Annotated in this window: 18 protein-coding genes; 9 read left to right on the top strand and 9 right to left on the bottom strand. The window is 40.3% G+C overall.

Going from position 1 to position 18,797, the window contains the following annotated elements; genetic code table 11:
* Positions 1-15 precede the first annotated feature (15 nt).
* Positions 16-1,029 (top strand): T9SS type A sorting domain-containing protein, encoded by a 1,014-nt coding sequence (locus AC3E9U_RS03835; protein ID WP_488745595.1) that lies wholly within the window; start codon positions 16-18, stop codon positions 1,027-1,029.
* Positions 1,030-1,185: 156 nt separating this feature from the next.
* A complete protein-coding gene (locus tag AC3E9U_RS03830) occupies positions 1,186-1,905 on the top strand; it encodes a DsbA family oxidoreductase (RefSeq protein ID WP_488745594.1) in 720 nt (239 codons plus the stop codon).
* 51 nt (positions 1,906-1,956) lie between these two features.
* On the opposite strand, the gene AC3E9U_RS03825 is transcribed toward AC3E9U_RS03830, so the two are convergent.
* Positions 1,957-2,400, bottom strand: coding sequence for a nucleoside deaminase (locus tag AC3E9U_RS03825; protein ID WP_488745593.1), 444 nt, complete (start codon positions 2,398-2,400; stop codon positions 1,957-1,959).
* A 38-nt stretch (positions 2,401-2,438) separates the two neighbouring features.
* Between AC3E9U_RS03825 and AC3E9U_RS03820 the strand changes: the two genes are divergently transcribed.
* The 3 genes from AC3E9U_RS03820 (at position 2,439) to AC3E9U_RS03810 (ending at position 6,126) form a co-directional block, all read left to right on the top strand.
* Positions 2,439-4,208 carry a 1-deoxy-D-xylulose-5-phosphate synthase gene (locus AC3E9U_RS03820; RefSeq protein ID WP_488745592.1) on the top strand — a complete coding sequence of 590 codons (1,770 nt, stop codon included), beginning with the start codon at positions 2,439-2,441 and terminating at the stop codon, positions 4,206-4,208.
* 41 nt (positions 4,209-4,249) lie between these two features.
* Positions 4,250-5,209, top strand: coding sequence for a DUF3078 domain-containing protein (locus AC3E9U_RS03815; RefSeq protein WP_488745591.1), 960 nt, complete (start codon positions 4,250-4,252; stop codon positions 5,207-5,209).
* A gap of 92 nt (positions 5,210-5,301) precedes the next feature.
* On the top strand, positions 5,302-6,126 hold the full coding sequence (locus AC3E9U_RS03810; protein WP_488745590.1) for a hypothetical protein: 825 nt from the start codon (positions 5,302-5,304) through the stop codon (positions 6,124-6,126).
* A gap of 57 nt (positions 6,127-6,183) precedes the next feature.
* On the opposite strand, the gene AC3E9U_RS03805 is transcribed toward AC3E9U_RS03810, so the two are convergent.
* The 7 genes from AC3E9U_RS03805 to AC3E9U_RS03775 form a co-directional block, all read right to left on the bottom strand.
* A complete protein-coding gene (locus tag AC3E9U_RS03805) occupies positions 6,184-8,850 on the bottom strand; it encodes a T9SS-dependent M36 family metallopeptidase (RefSeq protein ID WP_488745589.1) in 2,667 nt (888 codons plus the stop codon).
* Positions 8,851-8,938: 88 nt separating this feature from the next.
* A complete protein-coding gene (locus AC3E9U_RS03800) occupies positions 8,939-10,279 on the bottom strand; it encodes a deoxyguanosinetriphosphate triphosphohydrolase (RefSeq protein WP_488746130.1) in 1,341 nt (446 codons plus the stop codon).
* A gap of 59 nt (positions 10,280-10,338) precedes the next feature.
* Positions 10,339-10,785 (bottom strand): GNAT family N-acetyltransferase, encoded by a 447-nt coding sequence (locus AC3E9U_RS03795; protein WP_488745588.1) that lies wholly within the window; start codon positions 10,783-10,785, stop codon positions 10,339-10,341.
* A complete protein-coding gene (locus AC3E9U_RS03790; protein WP_488745587.1) occupies positions 10,782-11,492 on the bottom strand; it encodes an AAA family ATPase in 711 nt (236 codons plus the stop codon). The genes AC3E9U_RS03795 and AC3E9U_RS03790 overlap by 4 nt, the downstream gene beginning before the upstream one ends.
* A gap of 24 nt (positions 11,493-11,516) precedes the next feature.
* Positions 11,517-11,744 carry a hypothetical protein gene (locus tag AC3E9U_RS03785; protein ID WP_488745586.1) on the bottom strand — a complete coding sequence of 76 codons (228 nt, stop codon included), beginning with the start codon at positions 11,742-11,744 and terminating at the stop codon, positions 11,517-11,519.
* A 112-nt stretch (positions 11,745-11,856) separates the two neighbouring features.
* Positions 11,857-14,259, bottom strand: coding sequence for a ribonucleoside-diphosphate reductase subunit alpha (locus AC3E9U_RS03780; protein WP_488745585.1), 2,403 nt, complete (start codon positions 14,257-14,259; stop codon positions 11,857-11,859).
* 72 nt (positions 14,260-14,331) lie between these two features.
* On the bottom strand, positions 14,332-15,309 hold the full coding sequence (locus AC3E9U_RS03775; protein WP_488745584.1) for a ribonucleotide-diphosphate reductase subunit beta: 978 nt from the start codon (positions 15,307-15,309) through the stop codon (positions 14,332-14,334).
* A gap of 381 nt (positions 15,310-15,690) precedes the next feature.
* Here AC3E9U_RS03775 and AC3E9U_RS03770 point away from each other — a divergent pair, with 381 nt between their 5' ends.
* Positions 15,691-16,443 carry a hypothetical protein gene (locus AC3E9U_RS03770; protein WP_488745583.1) on the top strand — a complete coding sequence of 251 codons (753 nt, stop codon included), beginning with the start codon at positions 15,691-15,693 and terminating at the stop codon, positions 16,441-16,443.
* Positions 16,444-16,495: 52 nt separating this feature from the next.
* Here AC3E9U_RS03770 and AC3E9U_RS03765 read toward each other — a convergent pair whose 3' ends face one another.
* A complete protein-coding gene (locus tag AC3E9U_RS03765) occupies positions 16,496-17,077 on the bottom strand; it encodes a DUF3109 family protein (protein WP_488745582.1) in 582 nt (193 codons plus the stop codon).
* A gap of 135 nt (positions 17,078-17,212) precedes the next feature.
* Here AC3E9U_RS03765 and AC3E9U_RS03760 point away from each other — a divergent pair, with 135 nt between their 5' ends.
* The 3 genes from AC3E9U_RS03760 to AC3E9U_RS03750 all read left to right on the top strand — a co-directional run bounded on the left by AC3E9U_RS03760 (position 17,213) and on the right by AC3E9U_RS03750 (position 18,714).
* Complete coding sequence (locus tag AC3E9U_RS03760) at positions 17,213-17,788, top strand: MarC family protein (protein ID WP_488745581.1); 576 nt, start codon at positions 17,213-17,215, stop codon at positions 17,786-17,788.
* Between the two features lie 110 nt (positions 17,789-17,898).
* Positions 17,899-18,099, top strand: coding sequence for a hypothetical protein (locus AC3E9U_RS03755; protein ID WP_488745580.1), 201 nt, complete (start codon positions 17,899-17,901; stop codon positions 18,097-18,099).
* A 3-nt stretch (positions 18,100-18,102) separates the two neighbouring features.
* Complete coding sequence (locus tag AC3E9U_RS03750; RefSeq protein ID WP_488745579.1) at positions 18,103-18,714, top strand: FAD-dependent oxidoreductase; 612 nt, start codon at positions 18,103-18,105, stop codon at positions 18,712-18,714.
* Positions 18,715-18,797: the final 83 nt, after the last annotated feature.

Genomic DNA, 18,797 nt, shown 5'->3' with positions numbered 1-18,797 from the left:
TTTTAGAAATATCTTATGAAAAAGTACATCTATAGTTTATTATTGGGTTTTGGCATATTGACCGCTCAGGCCCAAGTAAAAATTGCCCAAGGCGAATATTTTTGGGATACCGACCCAGGTGAAGGAAACGGAACAACGCTTTTAGCAGAAGACGGTAATTTCGACGCCGCTTTAGAAACGGTTTTCAAAACCGGAATTGCTAAACCTGCAGTAGGAATCCACAAATTCAGCGTAAGGATAAAAGACAACAATGGAGTGTGGGGACCCGTTTTTTCAAACATCATCAGTATCGATCAAACCCTTACACCTTCTCCTGTTTCCATTTCGCAAGCCGAATATTTTTGGGATACCGATCCGGGTGAAGGCAGCGGAACATCACTTTTAGCGTTAGACGGTAACTTTGACACAGCCTTAGAAACCGTGTTGCAATCCGGTATCGCGAAACCTGCGGTGGGAATACACAAATTCAGCATAAGGATAAAAGACAGCAATGGTATGTGGGGACCCGTTTTTTCAAACATCATCAGTATCGATCAAACCCTTACCCCTCCACCGGTTACAATTACCCAAGCCGAGTATTTTTGGGACACCGATCCGGGTGAAGGAAGCGGAACTGCGCTTATAGCCATGGACGGAAACCTTAATACTGCTTTGGAATCTGTATTCAAAAACGGAATAACCATTGCGCAACCGGTAGGGTATCACGTATTTAACGTACGTCTTAAAGACTCTAACGGGGTTTGGGGCCCGGTTTTCAAAAATGTTATCTATATTGAAACCACCTTAAGTACCCATGAAAACAACCTTGTGGCTAAAGACTATTTCTTCTATCCAAACCCTTCAACCGACAAAATCACTTTCAACAAAGAAGTTAAAGAAGTTGTCATTTATGATTTGAACGGAAGAAAAGCGAACACAACTCTTGTTAACAACGAAATTAATGTTGCGGGTCTCTCGTCCGGAACTTATTTAGTACAAGTAACCACTTTAGAAGGCGCTACTTTCACTAAAAAAATGATTAAGAAATAAAACACTCTTACTTTAAAGATAAAAACCGCCCGTTGTGAAACGAGGCGGTTTTTTTAATGCCTTTTTTTAAACTTTCTTTTTCCCAATAAAAACCTAAACTAAAATCAATACAGATACAAATACCCTAATTTTGCCATTATAAATCATTTAGCAAGAATGAAAAATCAATTGAAAATACAAATCTGGTCGGATGTAATGTGCCCGTTTTGCTATATCGGAAAGCGAAAAATGGAACTGGCATTGGATCAGTTCGAAAATAAAGATTCAGTTAGCGTAGAATGGAAAAGCTTTCAGCTTGATCCCAGAGCCAAATACCAGCCCGAAGACAACTCTTTCGATCGTCTTGCCAAAAAATATGGTCGGGACAGAGACTGGTCCATTGCCATGCACGAAAATGTTACACAACAGGCCAAAGCAGTCGGTCTGGACTATCATTTTGAGAAATTAATTTTAGCCAATACCACAAATGCACATCGCTTATCACATTTGGCTAAAAAACACAATTTAGGGGATGCTTTCCAAGAACTGTTATTCAAGGCACATTTCACACAAGGGTTGGATATCGACAATAAAGAGACATTGTTGAAACTTGCCGTAGAAGCAGGATTGAAAATGGAAGAAACAGAAGCGGTTCTTGATTCGGACATCTATACCAATGAAGTCGAACAGGAAATGAACGAAGCACAATCGTTTGGTGTGAACAGTGTTCCGTTTTTTGTTTTCGACAATAAATATGCGGTAACCGGTGCGCAATCTCCCGATATATTTTTAGAAGTCCTGCAAAAAGCATGGGAAGATGGCGGGTTTGACCTGGCATTTAATCTACAAAACACAACCGATGAAAACAGCTGTGACATTGAACAAGGTTGCAATTAAATAAGATTTTACAAATGATATACAAAACTGCCATTCTTACGGATAGCAGTTTTATTTTCTTCGAGAAGCAAAAAACCGTTTCATCAGATTACCACACTCTTCTTCCATTACTCCGCTAACCACAATAGTCTTCGGATGCAGTTGGGTGCCCATTTTTATATAACCACGATGTTCGTCACGCGCACCAAAAACAATTTTGGTGATCTGACTCCAATACAAAGCTCCTGCACACATTTGACATGGTTCCAGCGTAACATAAAGCGTACAGTCTTTTAAGTACTTTCCACCCAGAAAATTTGCTGACGAAGTAATGGCCTGCATTTCGGCGTGTGCGGTCACATCGTTAAGTAATTCGGTAAGATTGTGGGTACGGGCAATAACGCGATTATCAACCACTACAATTGCTCCCACGGGAATTTCGCCTTTTTCAAAAGCTACTTCGGCTTCCTGTAGGGCTTTTTTCATAAAATATTCGTCGGTGAAAATCGCTTCCATGAAAACAAAAATACAATTTCAAATCGTACATTTGCTTTATGTCTGAGAATCTCTTACAAAATATCAACAACCCGACCGATTTAAGAAAACTCGCTCCTGAGCAATTGCCGCTCTTAGCGAAAGAACTGCGCGACTTCATTATCGATGTAGTTTCCAGGAAAGAAGGACACTTGGGCGCCAGTTTAGGCGTGATTGAATTAACCATTGCCTTGCATTACGTTTTCAACACACCGGAAGATCTGTTGGTTTGGGATGTAGGACATCAGGCTTACGGGCATAAAATACTGACCGAACGAAAAGACGTTTTTCACACGAATCGACAGCTTAACGGCATTTCAGGATTTCCGAAACGCAGTGAAAGTCTATATGACACGTTTGGTGTAGGGCATTCCTCAACGTCTATTTCAGCGGCTTTGGGAATGGCTTTGGCGTCAAATTTAAAAGGCGAAACCGAGAAACAGCATATTGCAGTTATTGGAGATGCTTCAATCGCATCCGGAATGGCTTTCGAAGGCCTGAACCATGCCGGTGTTACCGACGCGAACCTTCTGGTGATTCTGAACGACAATGCTATTGGGATCGACCCGAGTGTGGGCGCTTTGAAAGATTACCTCACTTCGGTTAAAGAGGGAAAAAACCCGAAGGAAAACAACATGATCAAATCGTTGAATTTTGATTATTCCGGTCCGATTGACGGGCATGATTTTGATGCGCTTTTAAAAGAACTCAACCGATTAAAACATAAAAAAGGCCCCAAATTCCTACACATCATAACCACCAAAGGAAAAGGGATGCAATTAGCTGAGGAAGATCAGGTGAAATACCATGCTCCGGGGAAATTCAACAAGGAAACCGGAGAAATTCTGCCGAAATCAGAAGAAAACCTTCCGCCTAAATTCCAGGATGTCTTCGGACACACATTGGTGGAACTAGCACAACAAAACGAAAAAATCATCGGAATTACACCAGCCATGCCAACAGGTTCTTCCATGAAGTTAATGATGGATGCCTTTCCGAAAAGAGCTTTTGACGTAGGAATCGCCGAACAACATGCGGTTACTTTAGCAGCAGGAATGGCTACGGAAGAAATGGTTGTATTTTGCAATATCTACTCCACTTTCATGCAACGCGCTTACGATCAGTTGATCCATGATGTCGCGCTGCAAAATTTACCGGTAATTTTCTGTCTTGATCGGGCCGGATTAGTTGGTGAAGACGGCGCAACACATCACGGCGCCTATGATTTGGCTTATCTTAGCTGTATCCCAAATATGATACTTTGTGTCCCGATGAATGAATTGGAATTGCGAAACATCATGTATACTGCCCAATTGGGACTGGAACATCCGATCGCTATACGTTATCCACGCGGACGCGGACTCATAATTGACTGGCAGCAACCTTTTGAAAAACTGGAAATCGGAAAAGCAAAATTACTCCGAAAAGGTTCAAAGACTGCTATTTTATCCACCGGCTTTATAGGAAACAATGCGGCGCAAGCACTTGATGAGATTGAAAATAACGAACTATTTTCGCACTACCACTTCCCCTTTGTAAAACCATTGGATACGGAAACCTTAAAAACCATCTGCGAAAATCACGAACACCTTATTACCCTTGAGGAAGGAACGGTTATTGGTGGTTTTGGAAGTTTGATTTCTTCTTTCTGCACCGAAAACAACTATTCCGTTTCTGTAAAAAAAATCGGAATTCCGGACATTTTTATAGAACAGGGCACTGTTTTGGAGCAACAACAAATTTGCGGCATCGACGTTAATAGTTTGAAAAGCATTTTCTCAAGTCGTTGAAAATGTTCATTTTTGCACCAAATTTAACCTAAGCTTTTGTCATGAATTCCTTGAAAACCTATTTATTAGGATTAATCTGTATTGTATCGTTTCAGCAAAGTATTGCCCAAGATGTGATCCGTACTTCTGTTCCGGATACCATCAAGCGATGGGAGAAAAAAAACAGCGTCGGACTGGATTTAACCCAGGTAGCCTTTATCAACTGGAGTGCCGGTGGTGAAAATGCCATTTCCGGGATTTTAAAAGGTAACTTTACCCGAAAGTACACCAAAGGACGCTTCATTTGGTACAGTGAACTTATTGCCCGTTACGGAATGAATAAGCAGGACGGACTAGAAGCCCGAAAAACCGATGATGCGGTCCAACTCAATTCGACTGCAGGTTTTAAAACGGATACAATTTCAAACTGGTATTATTCTGCTAAGTTTAACTTTAATACGCAATTCACCAACGGTTATGCGTACCCAAATACGGATTATGCGATTTCAAAACCTTTTGCTCCGGCTTATATCTTTTTCGGAGTCGGTACGGAATATGTGAAAAAAGAAGGGGAAGGCGGTCTAACCTTCTATTTCTCGCCGTTAACTTTCAAAACCACTCTTGTTTTGGACGAACGTTTGGCCGACCAGGGTTCTTTTGGGGTTGACAAAGCAGTCTATGATGAAACCGGAAACGTTATCAGTCACGGTAAAAAAACCAGAACTGAAATGGGTATATTAATTACCAACCGATATAAAAAGGAAATCTTCAAAAATATTATGCTTGACCACCGTTTGGTCTTGTATAGCGATTATATCAATAATTTCGGAAACATTGATGTCGACTGGCAAATACAATTGGATATGAAAGTCAATGCGCATGTACGTGCAAACGTTTTGACGAATGTAATTTACGATGACGATATCAAATCCAAAGAAGATGTTAACGGCGTACAGGTGACCCGCGGTCCCAAATTACAGTTAAAGCAAATATTAGGCGTCGGATTAACTTACGACTTTTAAGAAAAAAAATCTTACATTTACATTTTTAATTTAAAATCAAATACTATTGAATTAAGATAACGAACTAACCAGCAACAACAACACAACCAAAAATGAAAACTATTATTGACCAACTCAAGGAGTGCATCAGGTTGCATCCTTCCGTTGTATACAGTTCCATTGGCCCCAACGCCACCTGGAACCGAACGCAATGTATTATTCTTTCCCAAATTATTTCCGAAGCTTTATTAAAAACAACTTCATCCCGGGAATCTAAAAAAAATAAAGCCAACCTGACCATTTCGGGAATGACTTTGCAAAGAATCTTCAACGACGCTTACACTGACAAAGAAAACCCCGACTTACGTTTTTTAAAAACATTAGACAAGCTGGCCATTTTTTTAGGCTTCGCATCTTTAAACGACTTCCTGTCACATCAAAAGTTTCTTGAATCGGAATCAGAAAAACATCAATACAAGCCATTAGCAGAAGATTTTGAAAAGCTGATTCAGAATCATTGCCTTGAAGAGTTTAAATGCCTTAAAAGCCTTCCTGATCTCGATTTAAGCAAATTAACAAACCACACTTTCGAAGATGCGCCATTAACAAAGAGGATTACCGATGCGTTCCTCAAATATGCTGCCTTAAACTTCAAAGTCAACACGACCGACAATCGTTCCAATTTTGAAGTGTATGATTTCAAAATGATCAGCTCCGATGAAAATCTGGTTGTTTTGTCGGCCAAAGAATTCTGGAACATTGAATGGACCGACGAAAGTGACAACCCGATCCGAATCTATAATAAGATCAACAGACAGACTTACTTCATCAAAAAAAGAAACGGCGTCTGGAAAATATGGGACAACCATAATCCGGACTACAATGGACTAATAGCCGAAGTTGAAGAAGCACATTTCCAACAGAACATATTAATCTAGAAATAAAAAAGGGAACCCGATTGGGTTCCCTTTTTCTATATATCTAATTCTCAATTCTTAGTTAAGAATGATTTTTTGTGTATAGTTAACATTTTCTCCGTTAACTTTAATCAGATACATACCTGACTGCAGATTGCCTAAATTGATTGCACTTTCTGCATTAAAATCATTAACATCCTGATTGTAAACGCTTCTTCCGTTTAAGTCAAACACCTGGATTGACAATTTTCCGGCGTAATCACTGATTGCGATATTCAACTGTCCTTTTGTTGGGTTTGGATATACACGGATACCTTTGTTATTGAAGATATCATTTACTCCGGCAGCACATGATGCAGGAATTGCAAATCCTTCTACCTGATCACGAATACCGGCAACTCCGGCAACACTTCCTGAAGTAGCATTAGTTCCAAGTCCGCGTCTTGCAAAAGTCTGCCAGATCATACAGAAATTCTGTCCTCCTGTCGTTGCCTGATCTGCAGCGATGATAGCGTCACGAGCCGTCACGAATGAAGGATCACAACCATCTAATTTAATCGCATCCAAAACCAAACGCATTACCTTATTGTTACCCCCTGTACCAGTGTAGATATTAGGGTCGTAACCGTATCTGTCTATATAATTCCAAGCTAAGTCCCATAACATCACAGCCCAAACCGAACCTACTGAGTGAACGTCCACTCTGTCCTGAGTTCCGTCGTTGTACCACATATCGTTAGTATCCCCAAAAGTATGTGGATTAACAGCCATATTTGTAGAGTACTTGTACTCTCTGATTCCGTTTCCTGTTGTCGGCTGACCGGCACAAAAAGTAGCCATACCTCTGGCATCGTTTCTTGTATCTCCAGGTTTGATCTGCATCATTAACCAGAACCAATCGGACCAACCCTCACCCATTTGTTCAGCACTACCTGACAAACAGTTACCTGATAAACGTGTTGAAATACCGTGACCATATTCGTGAGCAATAACTCCATTATCAAGATCTCCGTCCGTATTAACGAAAGCACTTGCAGGACCTGAGATAATTCCGGTCACAGTTCCGCTGCTTAACGCTGCGATTAATGCTTCCCCTTCTGCCTGTGTAATACTTACGGCAGGAATAGTGATTGTCGCATCAGCTCCACCCATGATAATACCACCGGCAACATTGTTAACTACAAGCGCAGCTGTAGCACCGGCCTGTTGTGCAAATTTTACTTTTTCGACAAAAGTACAAGTACCTCTTCTGATGATTGCAATCTTACCATTCAATGCAGCTGCATTGACAGCACCTGTACAAGCATCTGAAGAATCCGGAGCACCGTCATCAAATAAAACAAATGATCCGCTGATTCCTCCCGGAGAAGCAGGCAAAGCAACGTGCCCAGGATTAAAGTTGTTATCTGTAACCGTATAAGTTCCCGCTACTGAAGCAGGCGCACTGATTGTCATTGTAGGTTTCGGTCCCGCATCCCACAAATACATCTGCATTCTTGGAGCTGATCCGTCTGCCGGAGTTGAGAAATTGGCATTATTTAAGTTTGGAGGTGAAGCCTGAGAACCATCCTGTGCATCAGCGTTAACCGCATCGTTTCCTACACCGCCTCTACCGGTATAGTTCGTAAGCTGGAAGTTTTTGTTAGCTTCATTAAATCCATAATTGTACCACAAATCATGCATGATATTATTCATGTAGAATAAGTTCGTCATCGCAGCCGGCAAATAGGTACTTGCTGCAACTCCAGTACCCGGATAAGCAAAATCAAAAGTAAGGTTAGGATAAGTACCAGCACCTGTCGCAGAAGATCCACCTGCGTTATTAGCATCGACATCATCTTTTACCCACACGTTATTACCTCTTGTAATGGTAAACTGAGTAGCAACCGTTCCTCCTCCAATTGTACCATTGGTATTGTGCCAGCCATTAGGCGATGGCGCAGTAGCCGATGGCGTCGTCATTTCCGGATTAGTGATCAATTGTCTTGGGCTGTGGTTTGGACTTTCATAGTTCCAAGGCACCACACGGTAGTTGGTAGTTCCCGGAGTCAATAAAACAGCACTACTTTCCTTGAAGAATGTCTGCGTAAATCTATTCGAATAGTGATTATGCTCTGTGTGATTACCACCGAAATTACAACTCAACACCATGTCTTGTTTTTCAAGAAGTGTTCCTGTTAAAGCGTCCACTTTCAAGTTCCACAAGTGGTTTAAATCCTGAGAATAAAATTCGTAATCCCAGGCTAATTTCAGTGTATTCTCATCGGTGCGGAAATAAACAAGTTCAGCTCTGATTGGGAATTCAGCCTGAACGCCATTGTTTAATTTATATTCGTTTCCTTGTTTTTCAATGATCTGAGCTGCAAACGGAGCCTCATTCAATTGTGGTAAAACACGCAGTAATGCGGCAGTTACGTCAAAAGACGGAGTCGCTCCATTAACTTTTTGCCCGATATTAGCAATAAAGTCTTCGCCTCCATTGATCACCTGACCGTTTTTTATCCAAAAATTGGAATCAGAATTAAATACTTCAATACCATTAACGCGTTGTTTCACGTGATAGTTATTAATCCCGGTAGATTCGGAACTAAATTCATTCACAATAACCAAATCGGAAACATCTTCCGTTGTCAATGAAAATTTGGCTCGGTTTTCCCCTGCGTATGCTTTGATCTTCTCAATTGGATTCTGAGAGAAGCCTAAAAACGACGCCAGAAAAAACAGTCCGATAGTAATTTTTTTCATAGCTATTAATAATGTTTTTCTAGTTAAGTACCACAAAATTAATTATTTAATTCAGTTTTCAAAAGAATTTAACCGAATTTCCAGTAATTCAACTAATTCCTTGAATAATTTTAAATAATTGAAGCGCTTTACCGTCGGTTAACATTGAAACAAAATGACAGATATGCATCAGGCGTTCGTACAGACTCATTTTTTCGGTCACGAATTTTTCCGGCAGTAATTTCAGGATCAATTCATCATAATTACTGGACTTTCCTTCGAATTTATTATTATAAGCGGACGAAAATTTATCCAAAAGCGTATTGATTACCTGATAACCCACAACTTCTTTTTCAACCACCTCTCTGCTCTGATAAATATTTTTCACACTGATCTTGATAACATCATTCATCTGCGCCTTAAATTCACTTTTATCGGTAAGCGCATGTGGAAATTTACCTTCCAGGATCTGCTTTTCGTTTGCGATAAAAACTTTTACCGCGTCGTTGATCAGACTCCCGATGGCCAATGCCCTCAAATAACTGATCCTGTCCTCCTTAGTAATCAATGATTTATATTTATCCGAATCGATGCTGTTTTTCACCAGTTTGATCAGATATTCCAGCGCAAATTCTTCTTGTATCAAGCCAAGATTGATTCCGTCTTCAAAGTCGATTATCGTATAACAGATGTCATCAGCAGCTTCAACCAAATAAGCCAAGGGATGTCTTTCATATCCGATATCCTCACCTGACTTATTAGGAATCATTCCTAATTCGGAAGCTACTTCTTTAAAAAAAGGTTTATCCTGCTGAAAGAAACCGTATTTTTTATCCGCAATATCTGAAGTAGGTTTTTTGGGCAGACTTTCTTTTGGGTATTTCATAAAAGCGCCAAGCGTCGCATAAGTTAAGCGCAGACCACCTTCCACACCCGGACGCGAGCCCGTTACCACAGAAAACCCATTGGCATTTCCCTCAAAATCAATAAGGTCCTGCCATTCTTTAGCTGTCAGATGTTCTTTATATTGTTGTCCGCGGCCTGTTTTAAAATATTCCCCAATCGCTTTTTCGCCGGAGTGCCCGAACGGAGGATTCCCGATATCATGCGCCAAAGCAGCCGCAGCCACAATCGCACCGAAATCGTTCATATGATAACCATGAATTTCTTTTAAATGAGGATATTTTTCCAAAAGTTGTTTACCGACCAATCGCCCAAGCGAGCGGCCTACCACCGAAACCTCCAAACTATGGGTCAGTCGCGTATGCACGAAATCGGTTTTGGAAAGCGGAATGACTTGCGTTTTATCCTGCAGACTTCTGAACGCTGAAGAAAATATAATCCGGTCGTAATCAACCTCAAAACCCAGGCGGGTATCGTCCTGTTCCTTTCGTAATCGCTTACTCGTATCGCCCTGTCTTCTTAACGACAGCAGCTGTTCCCATTGCATCATAACCTAAAGTTTGAAAATTTAGCGTTACGAAAGTACAAATTGCAAATCGAAATCTGTTATATATTTTTTTTCATGCAGACACTACTCTCGACACCAACATACTGACCATAACATGGTATCTTACGGTAGCCGACTTTTTCATACAAAGCAATGGCATTTTCGAGTTTGAAAGAAGTTTCCAGCAGACAGGAAGTAAAATGCAATTCTTTGGCCCAAGCTTCAAGTTCCTGTAAAACCGACATCGCAACACCTTTGTTTCTATGGTCGGGATGTACGAACATGCGTTTAATTTCACCGGTTTGTGAATCATATGCCTTAAGCGCTCCACATCCTACAGCAATATCATTCTCATAACACATAATTACATTTTCAAAGTAGATCTGATTGTATTGTGCAAAGAAATCTTTTTCGTCACCATCAATATCAATCAGATAAGTATCAAATAATTGGGTAAGGTGCTTGAAATCGGAATTATCGGATGTAGTTCGGACAAGTTTTATCATTGGTTTGCCTGTTTATGGATTTCTGCCTGAATGATATTGTTTTTAACCGATTTGAATACGTGATTTTTAGCTTCGGCAAAGGAAACATCATAAATGCGGTCCAATTGCTGAAATTGCGTCGGATACTTCGCCAATAATGTGTCGTAATACTTATCCAGAACCTCTTTTGAAGGAGACGTGAATTCCAGTTTCAGCTCAAAACGGCGCACTAAAGCATCGTCAATCATCTGAATCTGATTGGTAGCTGCAATAAGAATGGATTTCTTAGGAAAATTATCGATAAGCTGCAAAATAGCATTGACCACGCGTTTCATCTCGCTGTTATCCTTGTTATCGTAATCCCGGATCTGCCCCAAAGAATCAAACTCGTCGAAGAACAATACCGCACTTTCGTAATTAACCTCCTTGAATAATCCTTCAATATTCTTAGAAGTCTCTCCTAATTTCGAAGAAACAATGCTGGCCAGATTAACGATTATGATTTTCTTGTCGAGCTGTTTTGCGATTGCCTTTGCAGTCATGGTTTTTCCGCAGCCCGTCTTGCCATACAGCAGCATTTTGTTTACCACCGGCAAATCGTACTTTTCAAGCACGGCCCGAAACTGATATTCGCATAAAAACTGTTTGATCTGTTCGGAAACGGCCTCATTGAAAACCACGTCTTCGAGTTTCACATTGCTTCGGTCGGTAAAATATAAATTACTCAAGGTAACAAGATTTAATTATGAGTCTTACTCTTTATCGTTTGAAAGAAAGAAATTGCGTGATTTCTTCGGGTACTTATCATAACTTTTATCACTCGGGTTTTCAATTACCGATTTGATATTGATCTCATCGCCCACTTTAAAGTTAGCTTCCGTGTACTGATAATCCAATAAATATTCCCCGCAGAAATAATTCCCATCTGCATCTCTTTCAATGATTCCGGTATATACTCCCTTTTTCTTATCTTTTGTCATGATTTTTCGATTTTAGAACTACAAAGGTACGAAGTCCGATTCAGATTGCCGTAAAATAAAAACAGCCGTTGTAGTAACGGCTGTTTTTATTTTCTATTTTTAAGGTCATTACTTATGATCCGCACATTTCACAATCCTCAGGACCGGCATTTTTAGAACGCTCCAACATGGCTCTGAATTCGTCTTCTGTCATCGGAGCAGTTTCGTTAGCAACTTCAGCAGGAACACCTAATGATTCTGTTTTCTTATCATTATTCAATGTGAACTTGATCGCATCTACAGCCGATTTAGTTCTCAAATAATACATACCGGTTTTCAAACCTGACTGCCAAGCATAGAAGTGCATAGAAGTCAGCTTCGCAAACGTAGCACCTTCCATGAATAAGTTCAAGGATTGTGACTGGTCGATGAAATAACCACGCTGACGTGACATGTCAATGATATCTTTCATACTCATTTCCCAAACCGTTCTGTACAATTCTTTGATATCCTGCGGAATTCCGTTGATATCCTGAATCGAACCGTTGGCGCGCATGATTTCCTGTTTCAATGATTCGTTCCACAAACCAAGGCTTACCAAATCCTGTAATAAGTGTTTGTTTACTACGATAAACTCTCCGGACAATACACGACGGGTGTAAATATTAGATGTATATGGCTCGAAAGCTTCGTTGTTCCCAAGAATCTGTGAAGTCGAAGCAGTCGGCATCGGTGCCATCAGCAAAGAGTTACGAACTCCGTGCTCCATTACTTCTTTACGAAGTGAAGCCCAATTCCAACGACCGCTTAAATCACCGTCATTCAACCCCCAAAGGTTGTATTGGAATTCTCCTTGAGAAATTGGCGATCCTTTAAATGTTGAATATGCACCTTCCTCTTTAGCCATTTCCATTGAAGCTGTACATGCTGCGAAATAAATAGTTTCGAAGATTTCCTGGTTTAGTTTTTTAGCCTCATCCGAAGTAAACGGCATTCTCAATAAAATGAAGGCATCCGCCAAACCTTGCACGCCCAATCCAACCGGACGGTGGCGCATGTTAGAATTCTCAGCTTCCTGTACCGGATAGTAGTTTCTGTCAATTACTTTATTCAGGTTACGGGTAACTCGTTTCGTAACATCGTGCAACAACTGGTGGTTAAACTGACCGTTTTCCACGAACATTGGTAACGAAATCGATGCCAAGTTACATACAGCGATTTCATCCGCAGAAGTATACTCTAAGATCTCAGTACATAAATTCGAAGAACGGATCGTACCTAAATTCTTTTGGTTCGATTTACGGTTCGCCGCATCTTTATACAGCATGTAAGGCGTTCCGGTCTCGATTTGAGATTCCAATATTTTTTCCCAAAGCTCACGTGCTTTGATCGTTTTTCTTCCTTTACCAGCCTGCTCGTATGCAATGTACATAGCGTCAAATTCTTCGCCATAAACATCATACAAACCCGGACATTCGTTTGGACACATTAAGGTCCACAGCGCATCGTCCTGCACACGTTTCATGAACAAATCGTTCATCCACATCGCATAGAACAAATCACGCGCACGCATTTCTTCTTTTCCGTGGTTTTTCTTCAAATCCAGGAAGTCAAAGATATCAGCATGCCATGGCTCCACATAAATCGCGAAACTACCTTTACGTTTTCCTCCACCTTGATCTACATAACGTGCTGTATCGTTGAATACACGCAACATCGGTACGATTCCGTTAGAAGTTCCGTTTGTTCCGCGGATATAAGAACCTGTCGCACGTACATTATGGATAGACAAACCGATTCCTCCCGCCGATTGCGAGATCTTAGCCGTTTGTTTCAATGTATCATAAATTCCGTCGATACTGTCATCCTGCATAGTCAAAAGGAAACAAGACGACATCTGTGGTTTTGGTGTACCTGCGTTGAAAAGTGTCGGAGTCGCATGCGTGAAGAATTTCTTCGACATCAACTCATACGTTTCAATCGCTGCAGAAATATCATCTAAGTGAATCCCAACGGAAACACGCATTAACATATGTTGCGGACGTTCCACAATTTGCCCATTGATACGCAACAAATAAGAACGCTCCAAGGTTTTGAATCCGAAATAATCGTAGTTGAAATCACGGTTGTAGATAATCGTTGAATCAAGGATTTCCGCATTTGCCATGATGCACTCATACACCTCATCAGACAACAAAGGCGATTCCTGTCCTGTTCTTGGGTTAACATAATGATACATATCCGCCATCGTTTCAGAGAACGATTTCTTGGTGTTCTTATGCAAGTTCGAAACAGCAATACGAGCTGCCAATTGCGCATAATCCGGATGCGTTACCGTCATGGAAGCCGCTGTTTCAGCCGCCAGATTATCCAATTCGGAAGTGGTTACCCCATCGTACAAACCTTCAATAACGCGCATAGCCACTTTTACCGGATCAACCAAATCGTTTAATCCATAACATAGGATTCTAACTCGGTCCGTAATCTTATCGAACATTACCGGCTCTCTTCTTCCGTCTCTTTTTACTACATTCATAGGGTTACTGTTTTGAAGGTTAACTATTTATAGTGGCCCAAGGCCGCGAATTTTCTGTTTTCTATTATTTGATTAAAAATCAGCGTCGAAGCTAATTTTTTGCGAATCAGTATCTTTGTTCAACACTCCCGCTTTTTGGTATTCCGACACTCGTTTTTCGAAGAAATTCGTTTTTCCCTGCAACGAGATCATGTCCATGAAGTCGAACGGATTCGAAGAGTTATATACTTTCGAACAACCTAATTCCACCAATAATCGATCTGCCACGAATTCAAGATATTGCGTCATCAAACCTGCATTCATTCCGATCAAACTTACCGGAAGCGATTCGGTGATAAACTCTCTTTCAATATTTAAGGCATCCGTAATAATTTCAGTGATTCTTGCTTTAGGCACTTTGTTTACCAAATGATGGTTGTGCAAGTGCACTGCGAAATCACAATGTACCCCTTCATCACGGGAAATTAACTCGTTAGAGAAAGTCAATCCCGGCATTAATCCGCGTTTTTTCAACCAGAAAATAGAACAGAATGCACCCGAAAAGAAGATTCCTTCTACCGCCGCAAAAGCGATCAGACGCTCTGCAAACGAATCGGATTCGATCCATTTCAATGCCCATTCCGCTTTTTTCTTAATAGCAGGGAACACATCAATGGCGTGGAACAACTGGTTTTTCTCTTCTTCGTTTTTCACGTAAGTATCAATCAACAATGAGTAAGTCTCACTGTGGATGTTTTCCATCATGATTTGGAACCCATAGAAAAATTTAGCTTCAGGATATTGTACTTCATTAACGAAATTTTCCGCTAGATTTTCATTCACAATTCCGTCCGAAGCCGCGAAAAACGCAAGAATGTGTTTGATGAAATATTTCTCATCATCGTTCAGCTTTGTATTCCAGTCGTTCAAGTCCGTATGCAAATCGATTTCCTCTGCAGTCCAGAAACTGGCTTGTGATTTTTTATACCATTCCCAAATATCATGGTGTTTGATAGGGAAAATAACAAATCGATCTTTGTTTTCTTGCAATATAGGCTCAACTACTGACATAGTATACTGACTTTTATAGGATTAAAAATTGATTATTTGATTTAATTGGGGTCTACAAAGATTGTCATTTGAATTGTAAAAAGAAAGTCAAACTTATTCACAATTAAGCCGAGTTTTTAACAACCAGACAAACTGAAACCTTTTTCATACAAAAATTTAAAAATCTGACAATCAGAATTTTAAAACACACAATACACGTGTTAATATAGTGGTTTAAAAGCACAAAACAAGAAGATTTAACTTTTTATATCTAAAAAAAATCAAGCAAAACCAACGCTCTTATAAAGCATAAACTTATGTTGCTTTTTTTAAGACAAAAATTAAAAACCTACCACAAAGCCCTTTCTTTGCAAAATACTTTAAAACTTAAATCCTAAAATTATGTTCAACAAAAAATTTACAACTTTTCTTCTTTTAATTCTGGCATGCTCTCCTTTTCTATCAAGCTGCAGCAATGATGAAAGTTCCAACGGCGAACAGAATAACTGCAACATGGAGACCCCAACCATCAGCAGCAATACCCCCGTTACAGCCGGCGAATACATCATGCTTCAAACGCCACACTATAGCACTATGGCTGAGTATCACTGGACAGGGCCAAACGGGTTTACATCATCTGAACAAAATCCAATGGTGATGGCATCAGACCTAAGCGCGGGAACATATTCTCTTTATGTTAATGAATATAACTGTGTTAGCGCAACCGCTTCTGCAACAATCGCCGTAACAACACCTACCGCACCATGCAACCCAACAAATAATACCGCAACCAATTCCGTATACCCTACGATGAGTTTTTATTCTGTAACAGCAAGCGTAGTAATGGATTCCTATCAAATTGAGGCAAACGGATCAAATGGTGACCTGACTATCATATTTGCAAATGATGCAACACCAACTGCAGGAATGTATTCTGTCTGCCCAGATTGCCCAACTTCATTTATGGATGCTAATCAAGTTTGCGTTTCTATCGTAACCGGCGGAACATTCTCTGATTACTTCAGAGCAAATACTGGAAATGTTTATATCTCCTATGTAAACGGACACATGTCAGCAACATTTTGCAGCCTTGCTTTCTCAGGCACAGGTGTAGGTACAAACTTTACCTCATCAGCAAAAATAACCGACTTATAAATCACACCATTATTAAGAAAAGCCGGTGATTCAGCCGGCTTTTTCTTTATAATTATCTTTTTGGATTTGAATTTTTAAATTCATCAGCCACTTTTTCCAATTCTGAATACCACTCGGAACCAAATCTTCTAACCAGCGCCTCTTTTACAAATTTGTACACCGGAACCTCCAGTTCCTTTCCAAGCGAACAGGCATCATCACAGATATGCCATTTATGGTAGTTCACCGCTGAAAATTCTGAAAACTCCTTTACACGGATAGGATATAAATGACAGGAAACCGGTTTTTTCCAGTCGACCAAACCCTGGTTATAAGCCTGCTCGATGCCGCAAAGCGCAGTCTTTCCGTCGAAAATCACATAAGCACAATCGGCACCGTCGATCAGTGTCGTTTCAAATTCGCCGTCTTCACCTATTACCGAAGTTCCCTGTGCTTCGATAGCAGCGATTCCTTCCGGACGTAAAAATGGTTTTACCTTAGGATAAATCTCGACTAAAATTTTAGTTTCTTCTTCCGTTAAAGGCGCACCGGCATCTCCATCCACGCAACAAGCACCTTTACAGGCAGACAAATTGCATACAAATTCCTTTTCCAAAATCTCCTCCGACACGATTGTTTTCCCTAACTGAAACATAACTAAAACTTCTATTTGCCGCAAAGTTACAAAGTTTAAAACCATATTTTCCTAAATATCAAAAATTAACGATTTATTAGTTATATTTAATTTGCGAAAGGATAATTTTGCGCCATCAAAAAAATAATACCATTTATGGGATTTGACTGGAAAGAAATATTAACGATCGGAATGGTACTTTTTGCAGTAATCGACATCGTAGGTACGATTCCCATTATCGTTGATCTGCGCAGCAAAGTAGGACACATCCAATCCGAAAAAGCATCACTGGTTTCGGGAATCATCATGATCACTTTTCTTTTTGTAGGGGAAGAAATACTGAAATTCATGGGCGTTGATGTAAAATCCTTTGCGGTTGCCGGATCCTTCATTTTGTTTTTCCTGGCGTTGGAAATGATTCTGGGCATCACCTTATATAAAGACGAAGAACCTAGTTCCGCATCCATAGTCCCGCTGGCCTTTCCACTAATTGCCGGAGCCGGAACCATGACCACTTTGCTTTCTCTTCGTGCACAATACCAGTCCATAAATATAGTGGTGGCGATTCTTATCAACATCATCATTGTTTATGTCGTTTTGAAATTATCATCAAAAATCGAAAAAGTGCTAGGAAAAAACGGCCTTGGAGTGGTGAGAAAAGTGTTTGGCGTCGTACTTTTGGCCATCGCTGTTAAATTATTTGCCGCTAATGTTAAAGGGCTATTTGTTTAACCTGATTTTTACTAATTTCACGCATTATTTGAGCCTTACTCGAAAGTAATGCGATTTCCTTGCCAAAACAAACAGCAACGAATACGTATAATAAATAAACAAATTAAAAGATGAAACTTTTTACCTATATCATGATTGGCCTTGCATTAGGGCTAGTTATTTTCAACATCACTTTACTTGATTTCAGCAATCTTTTTGAAGGCAACAGTTTAATTGCACTTATCGGAATTGCCGCTTCATTATGCGCCATATGCATTTTGTTGATTTTCCGTATGTCAAAACTGATTGACGAGAAAACCCGAGGAAATTAATCTATGTTTGATGTCCTTATCATTGGCGGAGGCGTTTCAGGGGTTTCCTGCGCGCTGATTTTGGGTTCGGCCCAAAAAAAGGATTTTGCCGCCGGTAAGCAAGTCGGAATTATTACCCATCAGAAAACTTCTTCCTTACAGGATGCTATTTTTCATAATGCCTATGGCATCCCCAACGGGAAATTAGGCTCGGATTTACTAACCGAAACCACACATCAGTTAGCCGCAGTGTATCCTCAGGTTCAGCAGATCGAAGACGAAAAAGTCATGGAAGTACAAGGTGAAGCCGGAAACCTTACCGTTATCACCAACAAAAATTCGTATACCTCAAAAATTATTGTCGTTGCCATTGGCTCTTCCAATTTATTTGCGATTGACGGTTTACTTCAGTATATCGAGCCGCACAAAAAATCGTTGGCCGAAAAAAACCGTATCCAACTTAAAAATACCGATCACCAAGTAGCGGAAGGAATTTATGTTTGCGGTACTTTAGCCGGACACCGAAGCCAGTTATCCATAGCGGCCGGTAGCGGCGCAGCAGTTGCAACGGACATCTTGGTTTTATGGAATGACGGCGTAGAAACCCATTCCCACGATAGCATCAGAAAAAAATAATTGGCAGTGATCAGTCAGCAGAAGTAATCTGCTGGAATTTCTGACCTATAAACATAAAAAAAGCCTTCAGTTTTTTTACACTG

The sequence above is a fragment of the Flavobacterium sp. 21.1 genome (assembly GCF_057801535.1).
Note: the sequence above shows the minus strand (reverse complement) of the source record. Positions and strands in the feature narration are given on the sequence as shown.